The 20657-nt window shown below is 65.2% G+C and carries 19 protein-coding genes; 7 read left to right on the top strand and 12 right to left on the bottom strand.

Features of this window, described 5'->3' with window-relative positions; genetic code table 11:
- Nucleotides 1-50: 50 nt before the first annotated feature.
- Nucleotides 51-1256, top strand: a complete 1206-nt coding sequence (zigA, locus tag BBTA_RS10255; protein ID WP_012042412.1) for a zinc metallochaperone GTPase ZigA — start codon at nucleotides 51-53, stop codon at nucleotides 1254-1256.
- 160 nt (nucleotides 1257-1416) lie between these two features.
- Here the strand turns inward: zigA and BBTA_RS10250 are convergent, their stop codons facing one another.
- Nucleotides 1417-1935: a cupin domain-containing protein gene (locus BBTA_RS10250; protein ID WP_012042411.1), complete on the bottom strand. Its 519-nt coding sequence runs from the start codon at nucleotides 1933-1935 to the stop codon at nucleotides 1417-1419.
- A gap of 157 nt (nucleotides 1936-2092) precedes the next feature.
- Here BBTA_RS10250 and BBTA_RS10245 point away from each other — a divergent pair, with 157 nt between their 5' ends.
- Entirely contained in the window at nucleotides 2093-2308 is a 216-nt protein-coding gene (locus BBTA_RS10245; protein WP_012042410.1) for a CsbD family protein, read from the top strand.
- Between the two features lie 333 nt (nucleotides 2309-2641).
- Here the strand turns inward: BBTA_RS10245 and BBTA_RS10240 are convergent, their stop codons facing one another.
- Together BBTA_RS10240 and ggt are read right to left on the bottom strand one after the other, a co-directional pair.
- Nucleotides 2642-3100, bottom strand: a complete 459-nt coding sequence (locus tag BBTA_RS10240; protein ID WP_244424400.1) for an FKBP-type peptidyl-prolyl cis-trans isomerase — start codon at nucleotides 3098-3100, stop codon at nucleotides 2642-2644.
- A gap of 733 nt (nucleotides 3101-3833) precedes the next feature.
- Complete coding sequence (gene ggt / locus BBTA_RS10235) at nucleotides 3834-5420, bottom strand: gamma-glutamyltransferase (RefSeq protein WP_041750524.1); 1587 nt, start codon at nucleotides 5418-5420, stop codon at nucleotides 3834-3836.
- A gap of 134 nt (nucleotides 5421-5554) precedes the next feature.
- On the opposite strand from ggt, the gene BBTA_RS10230 reads away from it, so the two are divergent.
- Both BBTA_RS10230 and BBTA_RS10225 read left to right on the top strand, forming a co-directional pair.
- Entirely contained in the window at nucleotides 5555-6322 is a 768-nt protein-coding gene (locus BBTA_RS10230; RefSeq protein ID WP_012042408.1) for a rhodanese-related sulfurtransferase, read from the top strand.
- A complete protein-coding gene (locus tag BBTA_RS10225; protein WP_012042407.1) occupies nucleotides 6319-6546 on the top strand; it encodes a SlyX family protein in 228 nt (75 codons plus the stop codon). Before BBTA_RS10230 ends, BBTA_RS10225 begins: the two co-directional genes overlap by 4 nt.
- Before the next feature lie 13 nt (nucleotides 6547-6559).
- Here the strand turns inward: BBTA_RS10225 and BBTA_RS10220 are convergent, their stop codons facing one another.
- Nucleotides 6560-8470: a diguanylate cyclase gene (locus BBTA_RS10220; protein ID WP_012042406.1), complete on the bottom strand. Its 1911-nt coding sequence runs from the start codon at nucleotides 8468-8470 to the stop codon at nucleotides 6560-6562.
- A gap of 165 nt (nucleotides 8471-8635) precedes the next feature.
- Complete coding sequence (locus BBTA_RS10215) at nucleotides 8636-8884, bottom strand: hypothetical protein (protein WP_012042405.1); 249 nt, start codon at nucleotides 8882-8884, stop codon at nucleotides 8636-8638.
- A gap of 227 nt (nucleotides 8885-9111) precedes the next feature.
- Here BBTA_RS10215 and hemE point away from each other — a divergent pair, with 227 nt between their 5' ends.
- Entirely contained in the window at nucleotides 9112-10143 is a 1032-nt protein-coding gene (gene hemE / locus BBTA_RS10210) for a uroporphyrinogen decarboxylase (protein ID WP_012042404.1), read from the top strand.
- Between the two features lie 4 nt (nucleotides 10144-10147).
- Here hemE and hemC read toward each other — a convergent pair whose 3' ends face one another.
- From hemC to BBTA_RS10195, 3 genes are all read right to left on the bottom strand, one after another.
- Nucleotides 10148-11125, bottom strand: coding sequence for a hydroxymethylbilane synthase (hemC, locus tag BBTA_RS10205; RefSeq protein ID WP_012042403.1), 978 nt, complete (start codon nucleotides 11123-11125; stop codon nucleotides 10148-10150).
- A gap of 15 nt (nucleotides 11126-11140) precedes the next feature.
- Entirely contained in the window at nucleotides 11141-12766 is a 1626-nt protein-coding gene (locus BBTA_RS10200) for a GMC family oxidoreductase (protein WP_012042402.1), read from the bottom strand.
- 94 nt (nucleotides 12767-12860) lie between these two features.
- Nucleotides 12861-14054, bottom strand: coding sequence for an acetate/propionate family kinase (locus BBTA_RS10195; protein WP_012042401.1), 1194 nt, complete (start codon nucleotides 14052-14054; stop codon nucleotides 12861-12863).
- A 175-nt stretch (nucleotides 14055-14229) separates the two neighbouring features.
- Here BBTA_RS10195 and BBTA_RS10190 point away from each other — a divergent pair, with 175 nt between their 5' ends.
- Together BBTA_RS10190 and BBTA_RS10185 are read left to right on the top strand one after the other, a co-directional pair.
- Entirely contained in the window at nucleotides 14230-15264 is a 1035-nt protein-coding gene (locus tag BBTA_RS10190) for a cobalamin-independent methionine synthase II family protein (RefSeq protein WP_012042400.1), read from the top strand.
- A gap of 138 nt (nucleotides 15265-15402) precedes the next feature.
- Nucleotides 15403-16053, top strand: a complete 651-nt coding sequence (locus tag BBTA_RS10185; RefSeq protein ID WP_012042399.1) for a hypothetical protein — start codon at nucleotides 15403-15405, stop codon at nucleotides 16051-16053.
- 35 nt (nucleotides 16054-16088) lie between these two features.
- On the opposite strand, the gene BBTA_RS10180 is transcribed toward BBTA_RS10185, so the two are convergent.
- From BBTA_RS10180 to BBTA_RS10165, 4 genes are all read right to left on the bottom strand, one after another.
- Nucleotides 16089-17069, bottom strand: coding sequence for a PDR/VanB family oxidoreductase (locus BBTA_RS10180; RefSeq protein WP_012042398.1), 981 nt, complete (start codon nucleotides 17067-17069; stop codon nucleotides 16089-16091).
- A gap of 10 nt (nucleotides 17070-17079) precedes the next feature.
- Complete coding sequence (locus tag BBTA_RS10175; RefSeq protein WP_012042397.1) at nucleotides 17080-17835, bottom strand: GntR family transcriptional regulator; 756 nt, start codon at nucleotides 17833-17835, stop codon at nucleotides 17080-17082.
- Nucleotides 17836-17841: 6 nt separating this feature from the next.
- Nucleotides 17842-18885, bottom strand: a complete 1044-nt coding sequence (locus BBTA_RS10170) for an aromatic ring-hydroxylating dioxygenase subunit alpha (RefSeq protein WP_012042396.1) — start codon at nucleotides 18883-18885, stop codon at nucleotides 17842-17844.
- A gap of 394 nt (nucleotides 18886-19279) precedes the next feature.
- On the bottom strand, nucleotides 19280-19888 hold the full coding sequence (locus BBTA_RS10165; RefSeq protein ID WP_012042395.1) for a nuclear transport factor 2 family protein: 609 nt from the start codon (nucleotides 19886-19888) through the stop codon (nucleotides 19280-19282).
- Nucleotides 19889-20657: the final 769 nt, after the last annotated feature.

The following is a 20657-nucleotide window of genomic DNA, read 5'->3' as shown; positions in this document are numbered from 1 at the left end:
GCCCGCTCGCCGGCACCGCCCCCTCCCGTTGAAGAGGCTGTTCGATCTCGATGCCCAAACTCCCCGTCACAGTCTTGTCCGGCTTCCTTGGGGCTGGGAAGACTACTTTGCTCAACCACATCCTGAACAACCGCCAGGGTCTGAAAGTGGCGGTGATCGTCAACGACATGAGCGAGGTGAACATCGATGCGGACCTCGTTCGCGATGGCGGTGCCAATCTTTCGCGGACGGATGAGCAGTTGGTCGAAATGACCAATGGCTGTATCTGCTGCACCCTGCGCGACGATCTGCTGAAGGAGGTTCGCGCGCTCGCCGAAAGCGGCCGGTTCGATTACCTCGTGATCGAATCGACCGGGATCTCCGAGCCGCTCCCGGTCGCCGCGACGTTCGACTTCCGCGACGAGCACGGCGCGAGCCTGTCGGACGTCGCACGCCTCGACACGATGGTGACGGTCGTGGACGCGGTGAATCTGCTGAAGGATTATTCCTCGTCGGATTTCCTCGCGCAGCGCGGCGAGGCACTGGATGGCGACCAGCGCGCGCTGGTCGATCTCCTGGTCGAGCAGATCGAGTTCGCCGACGTGGTCGTGCTGAACAAGGTCGACGACGCCAGCGAGGATCAACGCGAGGCGGCGCGCAAGATCATTCGCTCGCTCAATCCCGATGCCGATTTGATCGAGGCAAGCCATAGCTGCGTGCCGCTGGAGCGCGTGCTCGCCACCGGCCGTTTCGACTTCGCGCGCGCTCAGCAGCATCCGCTCTGGTATAATGAGCTCTACGGCTTTGCCGAGCACACGCCGGAGACGGAGACCTATGGCGTGACCAGCTTCGTCTATCGCGCCCGGCGTCCGTTCGTTCCGGTTCGGTTCGATCAGTTCCTGCGCGAGCAGTGGCCTGGGGTCATCCGCGCCAAGGGGCACTTCTGGCTGGCCACGCGGCCGCAATGGCTCGGCGAGATCAGCCAGGCCGGAGCCATCGTGCGCACCAGCGCGCTCGGCTTCTGGTGGGCGGCGGTGCCGCAGAAATTATGGCCGGAGGACCCCGCTTGGCGCGCACGCATGCTCGAGCGCTGGGACGACATCTACGGCGACCGCCGTCAGGAGATTGTCTTCATCGGCAGCAACATGGACGAGGCTGGGCTGCGTGCGCGCCTGGACGCCTGCCTGCTGGCCGGCAAGCCGGCGATGGATGTCGCCGCCTGGGCCAGATTGTCCGATCCGTTTCCCGTCTGGCGACGGGCCAATGAGGCAGCCTGATCACGGCAGAGGTCGAACGGTTCAGCTCACCCGCAAATTCACCTGCGAAGATCCAGAAACACGCGTGCAGTCGCCCCTGCTCCGCGTGTGAAGGAAGCGGTGCAGCCGCTTCCGGTCCGGCGGAGCCATCGCAAGATGGCTCCGCCACTTGCTCTTGCGATCAAGGCTTCTGCGACTCGGCCGGATCACGATGCACCGGGTCGATCCACAGCACGGTCTCAGGCTTTTCGACAGGCTCGATGTCGATATTGATCGCCACGGCCTCACCGTCGCTACGCACCAGCACGCATTCCAGCACCTCGTCGGGGCTGGCGTTGATCTCCTGGTGCGGCACGTAAGGCGGCACGAAGATGAAATCGCCAGGACCGGCTTCTGCCGTGAACTGCAGCTGCTCGCCCCAGCGCATCCGCGCTTTGCCTTTCACGACATAGATCACGCTTTCGAGATGTCCGTGATGATGCGCACCGGTCTTGGCATCCGGCCTGATCGTGACGGTGCCGGCCCACAGCTTCTGCGCCCCGACCCGCGCGAAATTGATCGCGGCCTTGCGGTCCATTCCCGGCGTCGACGGCACGTTGGAATCGAGCTGATTGCCGGGAATGACGCGCACGCCGTCGTGCTTCCAGCGCTCGTCGCTGTGATGGGAATGGCCGTGGGCGTGATCGTGAGAACCTGACATGTCTCTCTTCTTCTCGTCTCTCGTGTTTGCTCGTGTGCCGTGGAACCCGACCATTCTAGTCCAACTCCCGCGCCGGCGCCATTCCGGTTCCCGGCCGAACCTTTTCGGATCGCCCGCGTTGGTCAGGTGCAGTTCAAACAGACAACGGAGACAGATCATGGGTTCGACGACGGACAAGATCAAAGGCGCGACCAACGAGGCGATCGGCAAGGCCAAGCAGGGCATCGGCGAAGCCACCGGCTCGGAGCGTCTGCAGGGCGAAGGCGTCATTCAGGAAGTGAAGGGCAAGGGTCAGCAGGCGATGGGCGATGCCAAGCAGGCCACCAAGGACGCCGTGAACAGCGCCGCCGGCGCGGCCAACAAGAATCTCTGAACGAGATCGGCGCGGCGCGCCGATGATGGTCGATGATGAATCACAGAACCGGCCCCTCGCGGGGCCGGCTTTGCATTGTTGTGAGTTGATGTGCCGAAGCGGCAGAGACTGGGGTGTGTCATACGGCGCCCTCCCACCTCGTGGAAAAAGGCGCATCCATGAGTACCGTCATCGCAAGCGAAGCAACGCGATCCAGGGCCACGAGATCCAGGGCCACGCGATCCAAAGCGACCGGATCTAAGGCCACACGATCCAGAGCGATGCGGCTCCGGATCGTGTCGTTGTTGCCGCTGCTCCTCGCAATTGGCGCTCCGAGCCGCGGCGAGCGCGGACTTACTTCACACCCAGCAGCTCGACATCGAACAGCAGCGTCGCATTCGGCGGGATCACACCGCCGGCGCCGCGGGCGCCATAGCCAAGCTCGGGCGGAATGATCAGCGTGCGCTTGCCGCCAACCTTCATCGTGGCGACGCCCTCGTCCCACCCCGCGATCACGCGCTTCATGCCGATCGGAAACTCGAACGGCTCGTTGCGGTCCACCGACGAGTCGAATTTCTTGCCCTTCTGGCCGTTCTCATACAGCCAGCCCGTATAGTGCATCACGCAGGTCTGGCCGCGGGTCGGCGTTGCGCCGGTGCCTTCCTTGGTGTCGATGATCTGCAGTCCGGAGGGAGTCGTCATGGTCTTTCCTGTCGGTGTTGCGGGACGCGTCTGTGCCGAAGCTGCATGCGAGCCCAGCACCAGGCCGGCCGCTGCCATCAGCGCTACTCTTCGATCGATCGGACGCCGCATGCTTCAGACTGCCTCTGCTCGTTCACGGGGAGCCGCGGTTTAGCGCATGGCGAGGCCGGTGACCAGCCTGCCCAGCGCCTCCGCATCTCCCGATGCGGGATGCCGCCCCCGCGACCGATTTCTGAATTAAATAATTCTATTGCGCTTTTTCGGAAATCGTGTTTGTCTATCCGCATCCCGCCTCACTGCGGAGGGGCGCATCGCGATCGTCACGACACGCGAGGCGGGGAGCGGCGGCCGCGAGCGATCGCAGCGTGTCTTCCGATGCGCGGACGAACGATTGCTTGCGGACGTGAAGTCGCAGCGTCCTGATACCCCGATGCTGGTATCACGCGCGGTGCGCGTGAGCGCATTGCCGCTATGGTGACCAACAAGCCCGGCGCACCAGGGAGACTGCGTATAAGCGTGAAGACCGCCGCGCAGGGAATGCCGGATGATCGGCTTTGCCTGTGGTACCTGCCGCCTGCATTCTTGTTCGCAGGCGGGCCATGGGTGAGGTCTTCACCCGGCATTCCCTGCGCCCTCTGCAATCTCGCGAGGGACGACCTGATGCAGACCTCGGGCATCCCTTGCCGCGAGACGTGAAGCCATGTCGATCGCTGTTTGAGCCGTGAACGCGCCCCCTACGCATCTGTCATCGTCGATGCGAGGAGCGCACCGACGAAGAAATCCAGAGCCACGGCCGTCGCTCTGGATCGCTTTCACTGCGCTCGCGACGACGAAGAGCCTCGCCTCAATACCCCAGCGCGCAGCCATCCTTGCGCGGGTCGGAGCCGCCGGTGAGCGTGCCCTTGTCCCAGTCGATCCAGATCGCCTGGCCACCACCGAGCGGCGAGACCACTTTGGAGGTCTTGTGGCCGATCTTCTGCAGCCCTTCGACCACGTCGGCCGGCACGCCATCCTCGAGCTGATAGACGCCCTCGTAGTGCAGACCCCTGGCCATATCGATCGCTTCCTGCACGTCGCAGCCATAGTCCAGGATGTTGGTCAGCACGTGGGTCTGGCCGACCGGCTGATACTGGCCGCCCATGACGCCGAACGACATCTGGGCGCGGCCGGCCTTGGTGGCGAGCGCCGGGATGATCGTGTGCAGCGGACGCTTGCCCGGCCCGATGCAGTTCGGATGGTCCGGCTGGATGCGGAAGCCGCCGGCGCGGTTCTGCAGCAGAACGCCGGTCTCGTTGGACACGATCGCCGAGCCGAACGAATGCGCGATCGAATTGATGAACGAGCAGACATTGCGGTCGCGGTCGACGACGGTGATGTAGACCGTCTCCGGATTCATCGGCGGCGCGACGTTCGGCAGATCGAGCAGCTTGTCGAGGCTGATCTGCGAAATGTACTCGTCCGCGAATTCCTTGGCGAGGATGCTCGCGACCTCGGTCGTCATATGCGCGGGGTCGCCGATGTGCTGCTCGCGCATCATGTAGGCGATGCGTGCAGCCTCGGCTTCGAGATGGAAGCGCTCGACGCTGAGCGGCGCGATCCGGGTCAGGTCGAAACGCGACAGGATGTTGAGCATCACCAGCATGGTGATGCCCGGGCCGTTGGGCGGGCACTGCCAGACGTCGTAATCCTTGTAGCTGGTGCCGATCGGCGCGGTCACCTCGGTCTGGTGGTTGGCGAAGTCCTCCAGCGTGTGCAGGCCGCCGATGCCGCGCAAGGTCTGCACCATGTCCTCGGCCACCGCGCCGGTGTAGAAGCCCTTTGGCCCCTCTTTGGCGATGATGCGCAGCGTCTGCGCCAGTTCCGGCTGGCGGATGACATCGCCGACCGCGGCGACCTTGCCATGCGGCAGAAAATAGCGGGCGGTGTTGGTGCCGTTCCTGAGCTTCTCGAACTGATTGTTCCAGTCGAAGGCGACGCGCGGCGCCACCACATAGCCGTCCTCCGCGGCGCGGATCGCAGGCTGCAGCAGACGATCAAGCCCGAGCCGGCCGTGGTCGCGCAGGATGCGGTCCCAGGCATCGATCGCACCGGGAACGGACACGGCATGGGCCGAGGTCAGCGGCACCGAATGGATCTTGCGCTCCAGGTACCAGTCCACCGTTGCGGCCATCGGTGCACGGCCGGAGCCGTTATAGGCCGTGATCCGGCCCTCCCCCTTGGGCTGTACCAAAGCGAAACAGTCGCCGCCGATTCCGGTCGACTGCGGTTCAATCACCCCGAGCAGCGCGCAGGCCGCGACCGCCGCGTCCGCCGCCGTGCCGCCGGCGCGCAGCACCTCGATGCCGGCCAGCGCGGCCTGCGGATGCGAGGTTGCGATCATGCCGTTCTGGGCGTGAACCGTGGACCTGCCAGGGAAATGGAAGCTTCTCATCGTGGCTCGCTGCGTGATCGGGTGGTGGCTGGAATGCCAGGGGGCTGGTCGGCTACATGGCATATTCCTTCCGGCCTCGGCAATGGCCGGGGATACCAGCTTTTCTATGATCAGGTCTGCTGCTAAACGGCCGCATGCCCTTGAGCGTCGCTGCCTTCTATCAATTCGTCGCGCTGCCGGATTTCCGTGACTTGCGCGCGCCGCTTCATGCCTTCTGCGCGGAACGCGCCATCCAGGGCAGCATCCTGCTCGCCGCAGAGGGCATCAACGGCACGGTGGCCGGGACCGACCAGGCGATCGCCGCGCTGGTGGACGAATTCCGCCACGGGCCGCTGTTTGCCGGCCGGCTGGACAATCTGGAGCTGAAATTCTCGTCGGCTGCGGCGATGCCCTTTCAGCGCCTGAAAGTGAGATTGAAGCGCGAGATCGTCACGCTGGGCGATCCCGCCGCTGATCCGACCCGGCAGGTCGGGACCTATGTCAGTCCCACCGATTGGAACGCGCTGATCACGGCGCCGGATACCGTCGTCCTCGACACCAGGAATGCATTCGAGGTCGCGCTCGGCACCTTCGACGGGGCGATCGATCCCGGGCTGCAGAGCTTCGGCCAGTTCAAGGATTTCGTGGCGCGCGCGCTCGATCCAGCCAAGCATAAGCGGATCGCGATGTTCTGCACCGGCGGCATCCGCTGCGAAAAGGCCAGCGCACTGCTGCTCGCACGGGGCTTCTCCGAGGTCTACCACCTGAAGGGCGGCATCCTCAGCTATCTCGAGGAGATCCCGGAAGCCGAGAGCCTTTGGCGTGGCGGCTGTTTCGTCTTCGACGATCGGGTCATGCTCGGTCACGGCCTGCGGGAGCAGGGCCATGCGATGCAGCAGAACGTCCCGGAGGATCCGCGATGAGCAGCTTCGAGCAGCCGGACCAGGAGTTCGGCGAGCGGATCGACCGTCTGGAGATGCGGCTGACGTTCCAGGACGACACGATCGAGACGCTCAACCAGACCATCACGGCGCAGTGGCGCGAGATCGACGCGCTGAAGCGGCAGATCGCCCTGCTCGTCGAGCGGCTCGAAGATGCGCAAGACAACGCCGAGGGGCCGCGCAACGAACGGCCGCCGCATTACTGACGGCGAAGCGACATCACGCCGGAACCGTCGCCGGCGTCTTGCCGGACGGCAGCTCGATGATCTCCCCGGCCATGACCACGCGGTCGCGGCCACCATCCTTGGCGGCGTAGAGGGCGCGGTCCGCCGCCTCGATCAGCGACGCAGGACCGGCCGAGCGTTCGAAGCCGGGACGGCACACCGCGCCGCCGATGCTCGCCGTCACGATACCCGGCCCATTGTGGTCGTGCGTGATGCGGGCCTCGTGCAGGGCCCGCCTGATGCGCTCACCGAGCCTGGCGCATCCCGCAGCATCGGTGTTCGGCAGCAGAATCGCGAACTCCTCACCGCCATAGCGGGCCGCGAGATCCGAGCTGCGCTGCGCCTCGTCGGCAAGGATTCCGGCAACGGTGTGCAGGCACTCGTCGCCCGCCGGATGGCCGTAGCTGTCGTTGAAGGCCTTGAAATGGTCGATGTCGATCATCAGCAATGCGAGCGAGGTCTTGTCGCGATACGCCCTGCCCCACTCCTCCAGCAGCCGCTCGTCGAAGCGGCGGCGATTGGCGAGGCCGGTCAGGCCATCCTCGATCGCAAGCGTCTCGAGCCGGCCCTGCAAGGCCTTCTGCTGCGTCACGTCGCGGGTAACCGCAACGAAGCCGTCGAGCGTCCCATCCGGCCGGCGGGTGGCGCGGATCGTGGCTTCGACCCAGATCTCGGACTTGTCCCGGCGCCGCATGCGATAGGTCGCGCGCGCCTCGTCGACGATGCCCTTCTTGATCTGATCGAGCATTTCCTGCAGCTGCGGACGATCCAGCGGATTCACGCCGGAGATCGCGCGCTTTCCGAGCAGTTGCGAGGGATGCCAGCCAAGAACGCGCATCGTGGAGGGCGACACATAGCCGATGCATTCGTCCAACTCGATCCGAGTCACGATGTCGCTGGAGCCCTCGGCAAGCAGCCGGAAGTTCTCCTCCTTGGCGGCCAAGGCTGAGGCCAGACGCTGCCGCTGCAGCAACTGCTTGACGAGGAAAGCGCCGATCGCGACGACAAGGGCAACAAGACAGACCAGCACCCCGACCCGGATCAGCGCATCGCGTCTCCACACCGCAAGCACGTCGGCCTGCGTCCGTGTTGCAAGCACCAGGAACGGGTAACGTTGGGCATGCTGATAGGTCCCGATGCGATCGAGATCGTCGTCCGCCAGGCGAAAGCGCAAGACACCCGAGAGCGGGTGATAGGGAATGGTTTCCAGCATGGGACGTCCAAGCTCCTGCGGATTGGGGATCGAATTATCCGCGAGAAGGGTGCCATCACGTGCCATCAGACTGATGGTGCCGCGGTGCCCGACATCGAACTGGCGATAGAACTGAGCGAAGTAAGCGACATCGATCGTCGCCGCTACGACACCGCCGAAACGACCGTCAGCATGATTCCAGCGCCGCGACAAAGTAATGACCCATTGCCCTCCTGACTTGCTCCGGACAGGGCGGCCGATCAGAAGCGAGCGGTCCGCCGAGATCCTGTGACGGGCAAAATAGTCGCGATCGGCATTGTTGTAGTTGGAGAGATTGACGTCCTCGGTTGTCGCAAGCCACGCTCCGCTCTGGTCGTAGGCGAAGATTCCCCTGACCCGTCCGAGATTGGCTTTTCTCGCCGTCAGGAACGCCTGAAGCCGTTCGATACCGCCAGGCTTGCCGTCATCTCTCTCCAGAGCGGTGACCACGCCCCTGATCAGCGAATCCGCCAGCTCGAACGTGTCCTCCACATGCTGCGTCAGCGACCGGGTCAGATTGCCGAGCTCGACTTCCGCGTTACGCAGTTCGTTGTTGCGCCACTCCCATTCGCTCCAGCCGCTGAATGCGAGGATCGCCCCGCACACAAACGCAAGGATGCCAGCAGCCCACATCGGCAAGCGGCTGGGATCAACTCTGGTCGCAACAACGTCCATTCCGCGGGACTCTCCGGACCAGGAGAGAGTCCCATGGAACATCTTATTTAACTCTGAAATGAGGCTGGTCCGCCGACGTCTGCAGCGCCCCGTAAGACTACGGCATCTACCGTACAACTACGGGATCATACAACGAACACACCGGGGATGACCGCTTCTGTTAGTTCAGCGAGCGAAGACCGAACGCACCTTTTCCCACAGCGACGGCGCATCTCGCTCATGACCGCGCAAGTCTGTGTCGTTCCCCTTCACGCGCGTGGTCGAAGGCTGTTGCAGGCTCACCGGGTCGGACGCCGGAAACGTGTCCATCAGCCCCTTGTCGAGCGGCGTCTTGGTCTCACGATCGAGACGGGCGGCTTCGCGCGGATCAACCGCATGCTTGTCCGGCGGTGCGGGATTGAATTTCTCGGCCATGATCTGTCTCCCTGTCCGGGGACAACGCAGCGAGATCGGCGGTGTTCCCCGACAGCCGGGACCGCCCTCCGTAGCCGAGATCGGGGAGGTCCTGCCGTGCGGCAACCAGAATCCTCGCCAACCGCCGAGTTGCGACCGATAGGAGCTTGGCCGGAACCGCGTGGCCATGTATCACGGAAGGTATACCGTTCCCGAGGTTGCGGAGCCCCAGCGTGAGTGAGACTGCCGTGAACAAGCCTTTCATCGATGTGCTGGCCGGTCAGCGGCAAAGCGCGCCTCCGGTCTGGATGATGCGACAGGCGGGCCGCTATTTGCCCGAATATCGCGAAGTGCGCGCGAAGGCCGGCGGCTTCCTCGATCTCTGCTTCAACCCCGAGATGGCGGCCGAGGTCACGTTGCAGCCGATCCGGCGGTTCGGCTTCGACGCCGCAATCATCTTCTCCGATATTCTGGTGATCCCGCACGCGCTCGGCCGCAGCGTGCGCTTCGAGGTCGGAGAAGGGCCGCGGCTTGATCCGCTCGATACGCCCGAGAAGATCGCCACGCTCGCAGGACATGCGGACCTGACGAAGCTCGACGCCGTGTTCGAGGCGCTGCGCCGCGTCCGTGCAGAGCTCCCCAAGAGCACCGCGCTGATCGGCTTCTGTGGCGCGCCCTGGACAGTGGCCACCTACATGGTTGCAGGTCAAGGCACGCCCGACCAGGCACCGGCGCGGCTGCTCGCTTATGCCCAGCCCGAGGCCTTCAGCAGGATCATCGACGCGCTGGTCGAGAGCTCGATCGCCTATTTGCTCAAGCAGCTGGAAGCCGGCGCCGACGCGCTGCAGATCTTCGACACCTGGGCCGGTGTGTTGTCACCGCGCGAGTTCGCACGCTGGTCGGCGGCACCGACGCGCCGCATCGTCGAAGGTGTCCGCAACGCGCGGCCCGACGCCAAGATCATCGGCTTTCCGCGCGGCGCCGGTGCGCTGCTGCCGGGCTATGTCGCCGAGACCGCCGTCGACGCCGTCAGCATCGACTGGACCGCCGAGCCTAGCCTGGTGCGCGAACGGGTGCAGAGCAAGGTCGCCGTTCAGGGCAATCTCGATCCGCTGGCGCTGATGACCGGCGGCGCGGCGCTCGACCAGGCGGTCGACGATGTGCTGGCGAGCTATGCGGGCGGCCGCCACATCTTCAATCTCGGCCACGGCATCCTGCCGGAGACACCGATCGCCCATGTCGAGCAAATGCTCAAGCGCGTCCGCGCTTACAAGGGGTGACGCACTAACGCGGCCGGCTGCGCTCGATCAGCTCGGCCGCGCCGTTGGCAAGCAGTTCGAGCCCGACCGTGCGGCCAAGCTCGCGGGGGCGATCAGCGGGACCGGCGCGCTGGGCTTCGATGAAGCGGCCGCCATCCTCGTCGAGCACTGAGGCGGTCAAGGTCATCTGGTCCCCGTCGATGGTCGCGAAGCCCGCGATCGGCGAATTGCAGTGCCCATTGAGCACCCACAGCACCTCGCGCTCCGCGTCGGCGCAGCTTCGCGCTGCGCCATCGTCGATCGTCGCGAGGATGCGCCGCGTCTCCCAATCCAGGGACGGGCACTCGACCGCGACGATGCCCTGCCCAACCGCTGGCAGCATATCGGCGGCCGCGAAGTCGAACGAGGCGCGGTCGGAGAGACCGACACGCTCCAGGCCGGACCGCGCCATGATCAGAGCATCCGCCGGTCCGACCGCCCCGCCATCGGGAAGCCGCTGCAGCTCGCCATTGTCGAGCTTGCGGATACGGGTATCGGCCGCGCCGCGGAAATGGATGAGCTCGGCCTGCGGGAACAGCCGCCGCGCATAGGCGGCGCGGCGAACCGCATTTGTGCCGATCTTGAAGCCACGGCCGCCATCCTTGCGGAATTCGTCCAACGACAGCCCGCGCCGCAAGACCAGCACGTCGCCTGGCGGATCACGCGAGAGCAGCGCCGCGATGACCAGGCCCGGGGTCTCTTCATTGCCCGGCATGTCCTTCAACGAATGCATCGCCGCATGCAGTCTGCCGTCCAGCATCGCACGGCGAATTTCGGCCACGAATGCCCCGCCCTTGCCGCCATGGGTCAAGAGCTTGCTGGTCTGGTCGGAATCTCCTGTCGTCTCGAATTTGACGATCTCGATGTCGAGCGAGGGAATTGCCGCCTGCAGACGGCGTGCGATTTCCTCCGTCTGCGCCAACGCCATCGTGCTCTTGCGGGTGCCGATCCGGAAACGTGTCACGAATTCATTCCTGCGTCAGCGCGCGTCCTGCAAGATCATGTCGGAGGCTTTTTCCGCGATCATGATGACCGGCGCATTGGTGTTGCCCGAAACCAGATCCGGCATGATCGAGGCGTCGACGACGCGCAGACCATCGATGCCACGCACCCGCAGACGCTGATCGACCACCGCCAAGTCATCCGTCCCCATCCGGCAGGTCGAGGTTGGATGATAGATCGTGCTGCCGGTCTGCCGACAATAGGCCAGGATATCGTCGTCGCTCACGATCTTGGACCCCGGATAGGCTTCATCCGAGACATACGGCTTCAGGGCCGGCGCCGCCAGGATTTTTCGCAGGATCCGGATGCCGTCGATATTGGCGCGCCGGTCGGTCTCGCTGGCGAGATAATTGATGCGGATTTCCGGGGCTGCCGCCGGGTCGGCGCTCCTGATCCGCAGCGAGCCGCGGCTTTCCGGCCGCAACTGGCAGACCGAAGCCGTGAAGCCGGAAAAGGCGTGCAGCTTTTCGCCCATCTTGTCCGTCGAGAACGGGATGAAATGGATCTGGATGTCCGGGCTCGCCAGCCTCGGATCGGTCTTGAAGAAGGCGCCCGCGGTGCCGGCCGCGATCGTCAGCGGTCCCTTGCGGAAGGCGGCATAGCGGGCGCCGGCGAGCAGCTTGCGCACCGGATTGTTGACAATATCATTGAGCGTGATGCGCTGGCTGCACCGCATCACGATGCGCACCTGCAGATGATCCTGCAGGTCGCTGCCGACGCCTGGCGCATCGAGCACGACGTCGATGCCATGCTGCTTCAAGAGATCGGCCGGACCGACGCCGGACAGCTGCAGCAGTTGGGGCGAATTATAGGCGCCGCTCGATACGAGAATTTCTCTGCGGGCACGGGCCGTCCGCAGCCGGCCGCGCTGGCTGAACGTGACGCCGGACGCGCGGCGGCCGTCGAACAGGATACGCTGGGCCAGCGCGTCGGTCTCCACGTGAAGATTGCTGCGACCGAGCGCCGGCCGCAGATAGGATACCGCGCTGCTGGCGCGCCGCCCATGCCGTGTCGTCGTCTGGAAGAAGCCGGCGCCTTCCTGGCTTGCACCGTTGAAATCGGCATTGAACGGTAGACCGGTCTCGCCAGCTGCCTTGACGAACGCCTCCGAGAGCGGATCCTCGTGCCTCCAGTCGGACACCGGGAGCGGGCCACCGACCCCATGGTAATCATCGGCGCCGCGCGACTGATTTTCCGCCCGCTTGAAATAAGGCAGAACGTCGTCATAGCCCCAGCCGACATTGCCGCGTTGCCGCCAGCGGTCATAGTCCTCGTGCTGGCCGCGGACATAGAGCAGACCATTGATCGAGCTGGAGCCGCCGAGCACCTTGCCGCGCGGCTGAAACACGGAACGGCCGCCGAGCCCGGGCTCCGGCTCGGTCTGGTACATCCAGTTGACAGTCTTGTCCTTGAACAGCTTGCCGTAGCCGAGCGGGACGTGGATCCAGATATTGGTGTCCTTCGGGCCCGCCTCGAGCAGCAGCACGGTATGCTTGCCGTCCTTGCTGAGGCGGTTGGCGAGCACGCAGCCAGCCGAGCCGGCCCCGACCACGATGTAGTCGAACTCCAGGTCCGCCCCCCGTAACGCCACGCTGCCTTCCATCGTTTCCCCGCCCAGGCTCTCTTGTTGTTTCATCCTGGAGATACCAAAAAACCGGGACATGCAAGCGGCAAATCGACAGGGCTGGCCGGCTGGATCAGGTCTTCCCTCCTGCTGCAAGCAGCTGCGCAGTGTGCCGCGCGATCATCAGCTCCTCGTTGGTGTTGATGACGAACACGCTGATGTCCGAGCCCTCCGACGAGATCACGGTTGCGCTCGCGCGGTTCCGGCGCGCGTCGAGCGCGATGCCAAGCCATTCGAAGTCTCGGCAGACGCGCTCCCGAACGCGCCAGGCGTGCTCGCCGATACCGCCGCAGAACACGATCGCGTCCACGCCGGAGAGGACCGCCGCCATGGCGCCGAGCTCGCGCCTGATCCGGTCGACGAAATAATCGACGGCCTGCCGGGCCTCCGGCGTATCCGCCGCTTCCAGCTCACGCATGTCCTGCGACAGTCCCGACAGGCCCTTGAGACCCGAATGATTGTAGAGGAGATCGGTGACCGCCGCGGCGGTCATCCGCTTCTCCTGCAGCAGGTAGAGAACGACGCCAGGGTCCAACTGCCCGCAGCGCGTACCCATCGGCAATCCGTCGAGCGCGGTGAAGCCCATCGACGAGCCGATGCTCCGCCCGTCGCGAATCGCACACATCGACGCGCCGTTGCCGAGATGCATGACGACGACGCGCCCCTTCTCGGCCTGCGGTGCAATCTCCTGCAATCGCGAGATCACGTACTCATAGGACAGACCGTGGAAGCCGTAGCGCCGGACGCCCTGCTCATAGAGCTCGCGCGGCAAGGCGTAGGTATCATTGACCCAGGGATGGGAGCGGTGGAAGGCGGTGTCGAAGCAAGCCACCTGCAGCGCGCCGGGGAAAGCCCGGTGCGCCGCGCGAACGCCGGAGAGATTGTGGGGCTGATGCAGCGGCGCCAGGGGATTGAGCGCCTCGAGACGCGTCAGGTCCTCATCGGCGACGACGATGGGCCGTGTGAAGGCGAGCCCGCCATGGACGATGCGGTGGCCAATCGCATCGACGGTCGCGCGACCGGCAGCGCGCTGCAGAACATCGATGACCACGGTGAGAGCCGCTTCATGATCGGTCGCCCTTTCCGGATCGAGCCGCTCATCAGCCAAGATGCGGCTGCTCGAACGGGCTTCGAGATGCGGCGTCGCGGTACCGAGCCCTTCGACTTGGCCCCGCAGGATTTCGACCGGGCCGGCCGCGTCCTCGAACAGTGCAAACTTGATCGACGACGAGCCGGCGTTGAGGGTCAGGATGTGGCGCATCGTCATGCTGCTGGTCCTCGTCTTGGCCGCGCGCCATCGTGCAAACTGCGGAAAATACGACCCGTTTTCATGACGGTCCAAAAACAAATAAAACGCCAGGTTGTATCGCCAGGCCGATAATATCGTATGCTGACATTCTGCCCAAGCGAGCCGGATCGCGGAGAGGACCAGCGCGGTGACCATGCCTCGACATCTTCTGCCGACCACCGTGGTCGGAAGCTACCCGCAGCCGGACTGGCTGGTCGATCGCGCCATGCTCGCAAAGTCGGTTCCCCGCATTCGCATGCAGGGCATGTGGCGGATCCAGCGGCCGCTGCTCGACGACGCTCAGGACGATGCGACGATCGTCGCGATCCATGACATGGAGCAAGCCGGGATCGACATCGTGTCGGACGGCGAAATCCGGCGCGAGAGCTACTCGAACCGTTTCGCCACCGCGCTCGACGGCATCGATGCCGACAATCCGGCCATCATCGTCTCGCCTTCGGGACTCAAGACGCCTGTGCCGCGCGTAGTCGGGCCGATCAGACGAAAGTATCCGATCGAGCTGCGCGACATGGAGTTCCTCCGCCGCAACACAAGCCGCGCCGCCAAGATCACCTTGCCCGGGCCGTTCACCTTGGCCCAGCAGGCGCAGGATGATTTCTACCGGGACGACGAGGCGCTCGCGATGGCCTTCGCCGAGGTCGTCAATGCCGAAGCGCGCGATCTGCAAAGGGCGGGCGCCGACGTCATCCAGCTCGACGAACCCTGGGTGCGCAACAATCCCCAGGCTGCGCGGCGTTTTGCGGTGAAAGCCATCGACCGGGCGCTCGATCATATTACGGTTCCGACCATCGTTCACGTCTGCTTCGGCTATGCGGCCATCGTGCCCGGCTCCAGCAAACCGACCGGATACCCGTTCCTGTCCGAACTCGCTGATTGCTGCGCGGAGCAGATCGCGATCGAGGCGGCGCAGCCGCGGCTCGATCTCGGCGTTCTCAAGGATCTTTCGGCCAAGACCATCGTGCTCGGCGTGCTCGATCTTGGCGATCCCGAGGTCGAACCGGTCGCCGTGATCGCCGCCCGCATCCGCAGCGGTCTCAACATCGTGGCACCGGAGCATCTCGTCGTCGCGCCGGATTGCGGCATGAAGTATTTGCCGCGCGCGACCGCCTTCGGCAAATTGCAGGCGATGTGTGCGGCGGCAACGCGGGTCCGCGAGGAGCTCGCCTGAAACCAATGTGGCAGAAGCGGCGCATGTCGGGCAGCGTCCTTCACGATCACACCACCCTGCGCCCGCATTTCCGGAATAAGGCAGACGGCGAGCGCCAGGAGATCGGTTGGGCCGACCTCTTCGGATATGGAGGCTCGGATGACCGTTTGCATCACCGCCAGACACGTCCTCGGCTCAATCGCCGTGCTGGGCTGCGCAGCATCAAGCGGGACTGCAATGGCCGATCCGCTCGACGACGTCATGGGCGGCCTCATGCGCGACGCGCGCAGTTCGTTCGCGCGCATGGTGCCGCTCGACCTCGTTCCCGCGATGCCGTCGCTGCAACCTCCTGCAATCCAACACCCCAGCGCGCCGCCGGTGGCCGCGCAACCGCTGCCGCCCCCACAGCCCAGCGCGAGGCCGGTGGCGCCAGCTTCGGACCGCACGGCCAAGCCGCGTCCGCCGCTCAGTCCGGCCGCCGCGGCGCTGGCCGCCGCGGAAGCTGCGGAGACCGTCGCCGACGCCAATCTCGATGCCGCGCTGGCGGCCAATGAGAAGGCGGTGGCCGATCGCAACGCCGCCGACGCGCTGGCCAAGGCCAATCCCAATCCCGCCAATATCGCCGCGGCGAAAGCGGCGACCGAGGCGGCGCACACCGCAGACGCCAACCTCACCGACGCGCTGCTCGCCGACAAGGATGCCGATGCGCGGCTCAAGGCGGCCCGCGCCGCGCTGGCCGCCGAGCAGAGCGGCCGGAGGTCGTCGACCGGAGCACAAGTGCAAACGCCAGTCAGCCTGACCGACAAATAGCCGCTGACCTTACGCCGACCTCACAACCATGGACCTCACAACGCGTCAGCGCGCTCCAACGTGTCGATTGTCACGACGCCATGGGCGCGGGACACGCAGGCGCAGAGCTTGCGATTGTCGTGCTTCTGCTCCTCGCTGAAGAACACGTCGCGATGATCGATCTCGCCTTCGACCGCAACCACGTCGATCGCGCAGACCCCACATTCGCCGCGGCGGCAATCGGCCATGACCTCGTGTCCTGCTGCATTCAGCACATCGAGCATCGAGCGATCGCGCGGCACGATGATCTCCTCGCCGCTGCCGCGCAGCCGCACCTTGAACGGCTCGGTCGCCAGACGACCTGATGATCCGAACGTCTCATAATTGAGGTCGGACGACGCCCGGCCGCATGCGGCCCAGGCCGCACGCGCGGCGTCCAGCATCCGCATCGGACCGCAGAACAGGACGGCGGTGCCGGCCGGCAAGCCGGCGAACAGGCCTGCCAGATCGAGCCGCTGCGCCTGGTCGGCCGCATAGACCGCAAGCCGATCGCCGAGCAGCGGCGACAGCTCATCGAGATAGGCCGCATCGCCGCGCGATCTCACCGCATAATGCAGCGCGACATTCGGCGTCTTGCGCATCAGCGCCTGCGCGGCACCGACCAGGGGTGTGATGCCGATGCCGCCGGCGACGAGACAATAATGCTGGCGCTGCCAGTCGACCTGCAGCAGCGAGGTCGGGCTGGTCACGTCGAGCCGGGCGCCCGGCTGCAGCGACCACAGATAGCGTGAGCCGCCGCGCGAATCCTCGGCGAAGCGCACCGCGATCCGGTAACCCCGCGGGTCGGCCTCGCCGACCAGTGAATAAGAGCGGACATCCGCCTGACCCGCGATGAAAACGCTGACCTTGATGTGGCTGCCGACCGGATAGGGCGCGCAGGCATAGCCGTCCGGCCGCAGGATGAACTCGCGAATGCCCGGCGCGAGATCGCGCGTCGCCACGAGCGTGGCGGGCGACCAATTGTCCTGGAAGCGCATGATGGTCTCCTCAGCTCTCGGTCTGCGTCTTGATCAGCACTGCGGCCGGAACGAGGTCCATAGGTCCGCGCGTCCTGACCGCCAGGCGCAAATTGCGGGCTGCAAGCCGGGCATGCTCCCGCATGATCGCCTCGGCGCGCGCGCCTTCCCGGTTCTCGATCGCATCGACGACGATGCGATGGTGCTCCTGGGCCACGACCAGGATATGGCGTGCCTCGGGCAGCGCCGACTGCGCCATGACGAAACCGCTCGGCGAGGCAAAGGGCAACGCACTGGCGCGATCGACCTGGCGGATCACTGGCGCACTGCGCGACAGCTCGGCCAGCAGCGCGTGGAAGCGGGCATTGAGCGCGACATAGGCAGAGAACGCGTCGAAGGAAATTTCGGCCGGCGCGATCAGCTCGTCGATCTGCGCCAGGCATTCGCGCATCGGCTCGGTATCGCGCACGGAGACGCCGCGCTCGGCGGCGATGCGCGCCGCCAGACCTTCCATCGTGCCGCGAATCTCGATGGAATCGAGCACGTCGCGCTCGGAGAACGATTTGACCATGAAGCCGCCGGACGGAATCGCCTCCAGCAGCCCCTCCTCTTCCAGCCGCACCAGCGCCATGCGCACCGGGGTGCGCGAGACGCCGGCAGCTTCCACCGCCTGCAGCTCCGAGATGCGCTCGCCCGGCCGCAGCGCGCCGGTGAGGATCAGGTCGCGCAGCGTCAGCTGCGCACGAACAGTCTGGGAAATCGAGCGCTCATTCTCACGCTCTGCCATGTCCGATTACTCCGCGGCTTCGCGCAGCGGTGTCTCGCGCGCGATCATCCGGTCGATGATCCGCCGCGCCCACATCGCCCCTGCATCGATGTTGAGATTGTAGAAGACGCGTCCCGGATTTGCGTCCATGGCGCGCTGCTGTGCTTCCAGGATCAGCTCATCCTCGCGGAAGATGCCCGACACGCCCTCGCGGATCTCGGTCGTCAGCCGCTGCTCGGTGAGCTGGTAGTTGCGGGCGAAAGCCCAGAAATAATGGCAGGTCTTGTCGGTCTCCGGCGTGATGGTGTTGAGCACCATGCCGTTGACGCCCTGCGAACGGTCGCCTTCCGGCGCGCCCGTCCCCGTCGGCGCGACGCCGACATCGATCGTCACCGTGCATGGCGCCTCGAACCGGATGATCTGCCAGCGGTCGACCAGACCGGGCTTGCCCAGCTGCTTGGCCCAGAACGGCGGCGGCTCGATGCCGCGCATCCAGCGCGTCACGGTCGCGGTGCGCTCGCCATGGGTGACATCGAACGGCGCTTCCGCCACCGCATCATTGCCGATCGACGAGCCGTGCACGAAGGTCTCGTGCGTAAGGTCCATCAGATTGTCGACCACCAGGCGGTAGTCGCATTTGACCTGAATCGTCTTGCCGTCGCCCGCCCAGGCCGGATCGTGATTCCAGTGCATGTCGGGGATCGTGGCCGGATCGGCCAGTGCCGGATCGCCCATCCACAACCAGATGAAACGATGACGCTCGACGGCCGGATAAGCGCGCACGCAGGCGGACGGATTGATGGTTTCCTGAGACGGCATGAAAGTGCAGCGGCCCTGCGGGCTGAACTTCAGGCCGTGATAGCCGCAGACGACCGTGTCGCCTTCCAGCCGTCCCTTGGACAGCGGAACCAGCCGGTGCCAACAGGCGTCTTCGAGCGCTGCGATGGAGCCGTCGGCTTTGCGGTACATCACCACATGCTTGCCGCAGATGGTGCGAGGCAGCAGAGCCTGCTTGACCTCGGCATCCCAGGCAGCGGCATACCAGGCGTTCATGGGGAACGAAGCAGCCATCACGTTTCCTCGCTGATATATTAGTATACTGGCAGGTCGGTATACTCAACCGCCATGAATTGTATACATCAGACGCGCCTTTCCGGCAAGTTCTCTTGTAATTCCGTCCGAAGTTACCGTTCTCGGTATACAATCCGCTTCTCGGCCGGGCGTTTTCATCTCCAGCGGCAGCCTCGATCGGCCGCCGGCTGTCTTCGCTCAGCGCTCCCGCCGGTCCGGCGCGGGACAGATTGGATCCCGATCGGCTGCCGCGCCGCCTCTGCCATGTTCCCTCACGTCGCCGGGCATAGAACGAGATTTGGGCTTGGCCGGATCAGACGGTGCCGGCCGCAGGCACGTCGCAAGCGCGTCGGGTTGCGCCGCTCCTGATCGGACGCGGCGCCCCCCGGATTGATCACACCGGCTCGCCCTTGAGCCAGGCTGCCCCCCGCGCGTAGAGCGCCTCGACCTCCGGCCCTTTCAATCCCGGCATGTCGCGCTTGACCGTGTAGCCGATGCGGGTCTGCAGATAAGCGAGATGGCGGTAGCCAACCGGAAACTGCTCCAGCAGGACATCATCGAGCGCGGGCACAGCGCCGGGTGTCACCGGGTCCATGCGATCCTTCTCGTAAATCGGCTGGCGCAGCACGATCCCCCATTTGCCCTGGCGCTTTTCGAGAAAGTCGTAGAAGCGGCCGGTGCAGAGCACATCGCAGAGCACGCCTTCGACCTCGGCGCGCTGCGAAATCGTCATCTTCGTCTGCGCGATCGCGCGGGATCCTGCGAGATCGACCGAGATACCGCCGAGAAAGTGCAGGATGTTGACGCCCTTGGCCCAGGCCGCCTTGCTGATCTCGATAAACTCGTCGCCCGTCCCCTGCGTCCAGGTCGCCATCATCCGTCCGTCCGGATGCCAGACCGTGCGAAAGCGCTCCCAGTCGCCGGCGTCGCGCCAGATCGCCCAGTTCTGCAGCAGCTCGCGGATCTGGCGGTCGTCCTCGATCTCGGCGGCGGTCTTGGTCATGGTGGCATTCCTCCTGATTGTGCGGCTGCTGGATACATGGATCGGGTGAACGCTGCAAAACCCCCGGCAGAGTCATGGCGGGCCCCGCAGCTCGCCTCATGCCCGCTGTCGTCCCAGGGAAGTGCGGCAACGCGCCAGCGTTGGCGGATACTGACCCGGGACCCATACGCCGTGGTCGTCGTGGCTGGGAGAGACGGGGCGAACATCGTGCCTCGCACGTCTCCCTAGGGTTATGTCCCGGATCGGCGCGCGCGTTGCGCGCTTGTCCGGGACGACAGCGGGGCAAATGATCAACATCTTCGGCCTCATCATCAGGTGTGGGAGACAGGCGTCTTTCGTCCCGCGGCATGTGATGCCCGGGTGATGCAGCGATCTTGCCCTCCTGAACAATGAGAGGGCGCGGGGAAGGCCGGGCCTCGGCTGAGGCCCCGTGGCCCGCCTGCAACAAAGAAAGCAGGCGGCAGTCACCACAGGTCCAGCCGGACAGACCCGGCCTTCCCCGCGCGACGGTTTTAACGGTGTCCTTCGTGCTCTCCCTGGGGATCGGCGTTCTTGCCCCCATTTGCGACAACGCGCTTGTGGCGCGTTGCGCAGACCTCAGCGTCGAGAGGCCAGGACCACACGACTTTGCCGTCCGTCACGCCTGCGCTCGTCCGGCGCAGCCGTCACGTCCATCGCAGCCCACCTCCACGTTCGTGACGACGCGTCCGTCCCTCTGCTTGAGGCGGGATGAGCCGAGAAGACCATGATTTCGGAAAAATAGCAATAC

The sequence above is a fragment of the Bradyrhizobium sp. BTAi1 genome (assembly GCF_000015165.1).
GTDB lineage: Bacteria > Pseudomonadota > Alphaproteobacteria > Rhizobiales > Xanthobacteraceae > Bradyrhizobium > Bradyrhizobium denitrificans.
The sequence above is the reverse complement of the archived record's forward strand: the minus strand, read 5'-3'. Positions and strand labels throughout refer to the sequence as shown.

Bases quoted from the DNA above. Each gene is read 5' to 3' on its own strand.
- zigA (WP_012042412.1), top strand. From the start codon at position 51: ATGCCCAAACTCCCCGTCACAGTCTTGTCCGGCTTCCTTGGGGCTGGG.
- BBTA_RS10250 (WP_012042411.1), bottom strand. From the start codon at position 1,935: ATGTCAGGTTCTCACGATCACGCCCACGGCCATTCCCATCACAGCGAC.
- BBTA_RS10245 (WP_012042410.1), top strand. From the start codon at position 2,093: ATGGGTTCGACGACGGACAAGATCAAAGGCGCGACCAACGAGGCGATC.
- BBTA_RS10240 (WP_244424400.1), bottom strand. From the start codon at position 3,100: ATGCGGCGTCCGATCGATCGAAGAGTAGCGCTGATGGCAGCGGCCGGC.
- ggt (WP_041750524.1), bottom strand. From the start codon at position 5,420: ATGAGAAGCTTCCATTTCCCTGGCAGGTCCACGGTTCACGCCCAGAAC.
- BBTA_RS10230 (WP_012042408.1), top strand. From the start codon at position 5,555: ATGCCCTTGAGCGTCGCTGCCTTCTATCAATTCGTCGCGCTGCCGGAT.
- BBTA_RS10225 (WP_012042407.1), top strand. From the start codon at position 6,319: ATGAGCAGCTTCGAGCAGCCGGACCAGGAGTTCGGCGAGCGGATCGAC.
- BBTA_RS10220 (WP_012042406.1), bottom strand. From the start codon at position 8,470: ATGGACGTTGTTGCGACCAGAGTTGATCCCAGCCGCTTGCCGATGTGG.
- BBTA_RS10215 (WP_012042405.1), bottom strand. From the start codon at position 8,884: ATGGCCGAGAAATTCAATCCCGCACCGCCGGACAAGCATGCGGTTGAT.
- BBTA_RS10200 (WP_012042402.1), bottom strand. From the start codon at position 12,766: ATGGAAGGCAGCGTGGCGTTACGGGGGGCGGACCTGGAGTTCGACTAC.
- BBTA_RS10195 (WP_012042401.1), bottom strand. From the start codon at position 14,054: ATGACGATGCGCCACATCCTGACCCTCAACGCCGGCTCGTCGTCGATC.
- BBTA_RS10190 (WP_012042400.1), top strand. From the start codon at position 14,230: ATGCCTCGACATCTTCTGCCGACCACCGTGGTCGGAAGCTACCCGCAG.
- BBTA_RS10185 (WP_012042399.1), top strand. From the start codon at position 15,403: ATGACCGTTTGCATCACCGCCAGACACGTCCTCGGCTCAATCGCCGTG.
- BBTA_RS10180 (WP_012042398.1), bottom strand. From the start codon at position 17,069: ATGCGCTTCCAGGACAATTGGTCGCCCGCCACGCTCGTGGCGACGCGC.
- BBTA_RS10175 (WP_012042397.1), bottom strand. From the start codon at position 17,835: ATGGCAGAGCGTGAGAATGAGCGCTCGATTTCCCAGACTGTTCGTGCG.
- BBTA_RS10170 (WP_012042396.1), bottom strand. From the start codon at position 18,885: ATGGCTGCTTCGTTCCCCATGAACGCCTGGTATGCCGCTGCCTGGGAT.
- BBTA_RS10165 (WP_012042395.1), bottom strand. From the start codon at position 19,888: ATGACCAAGACCGCCGCCGAGATCGAGGACGACCGCCAGATCCGCGAG.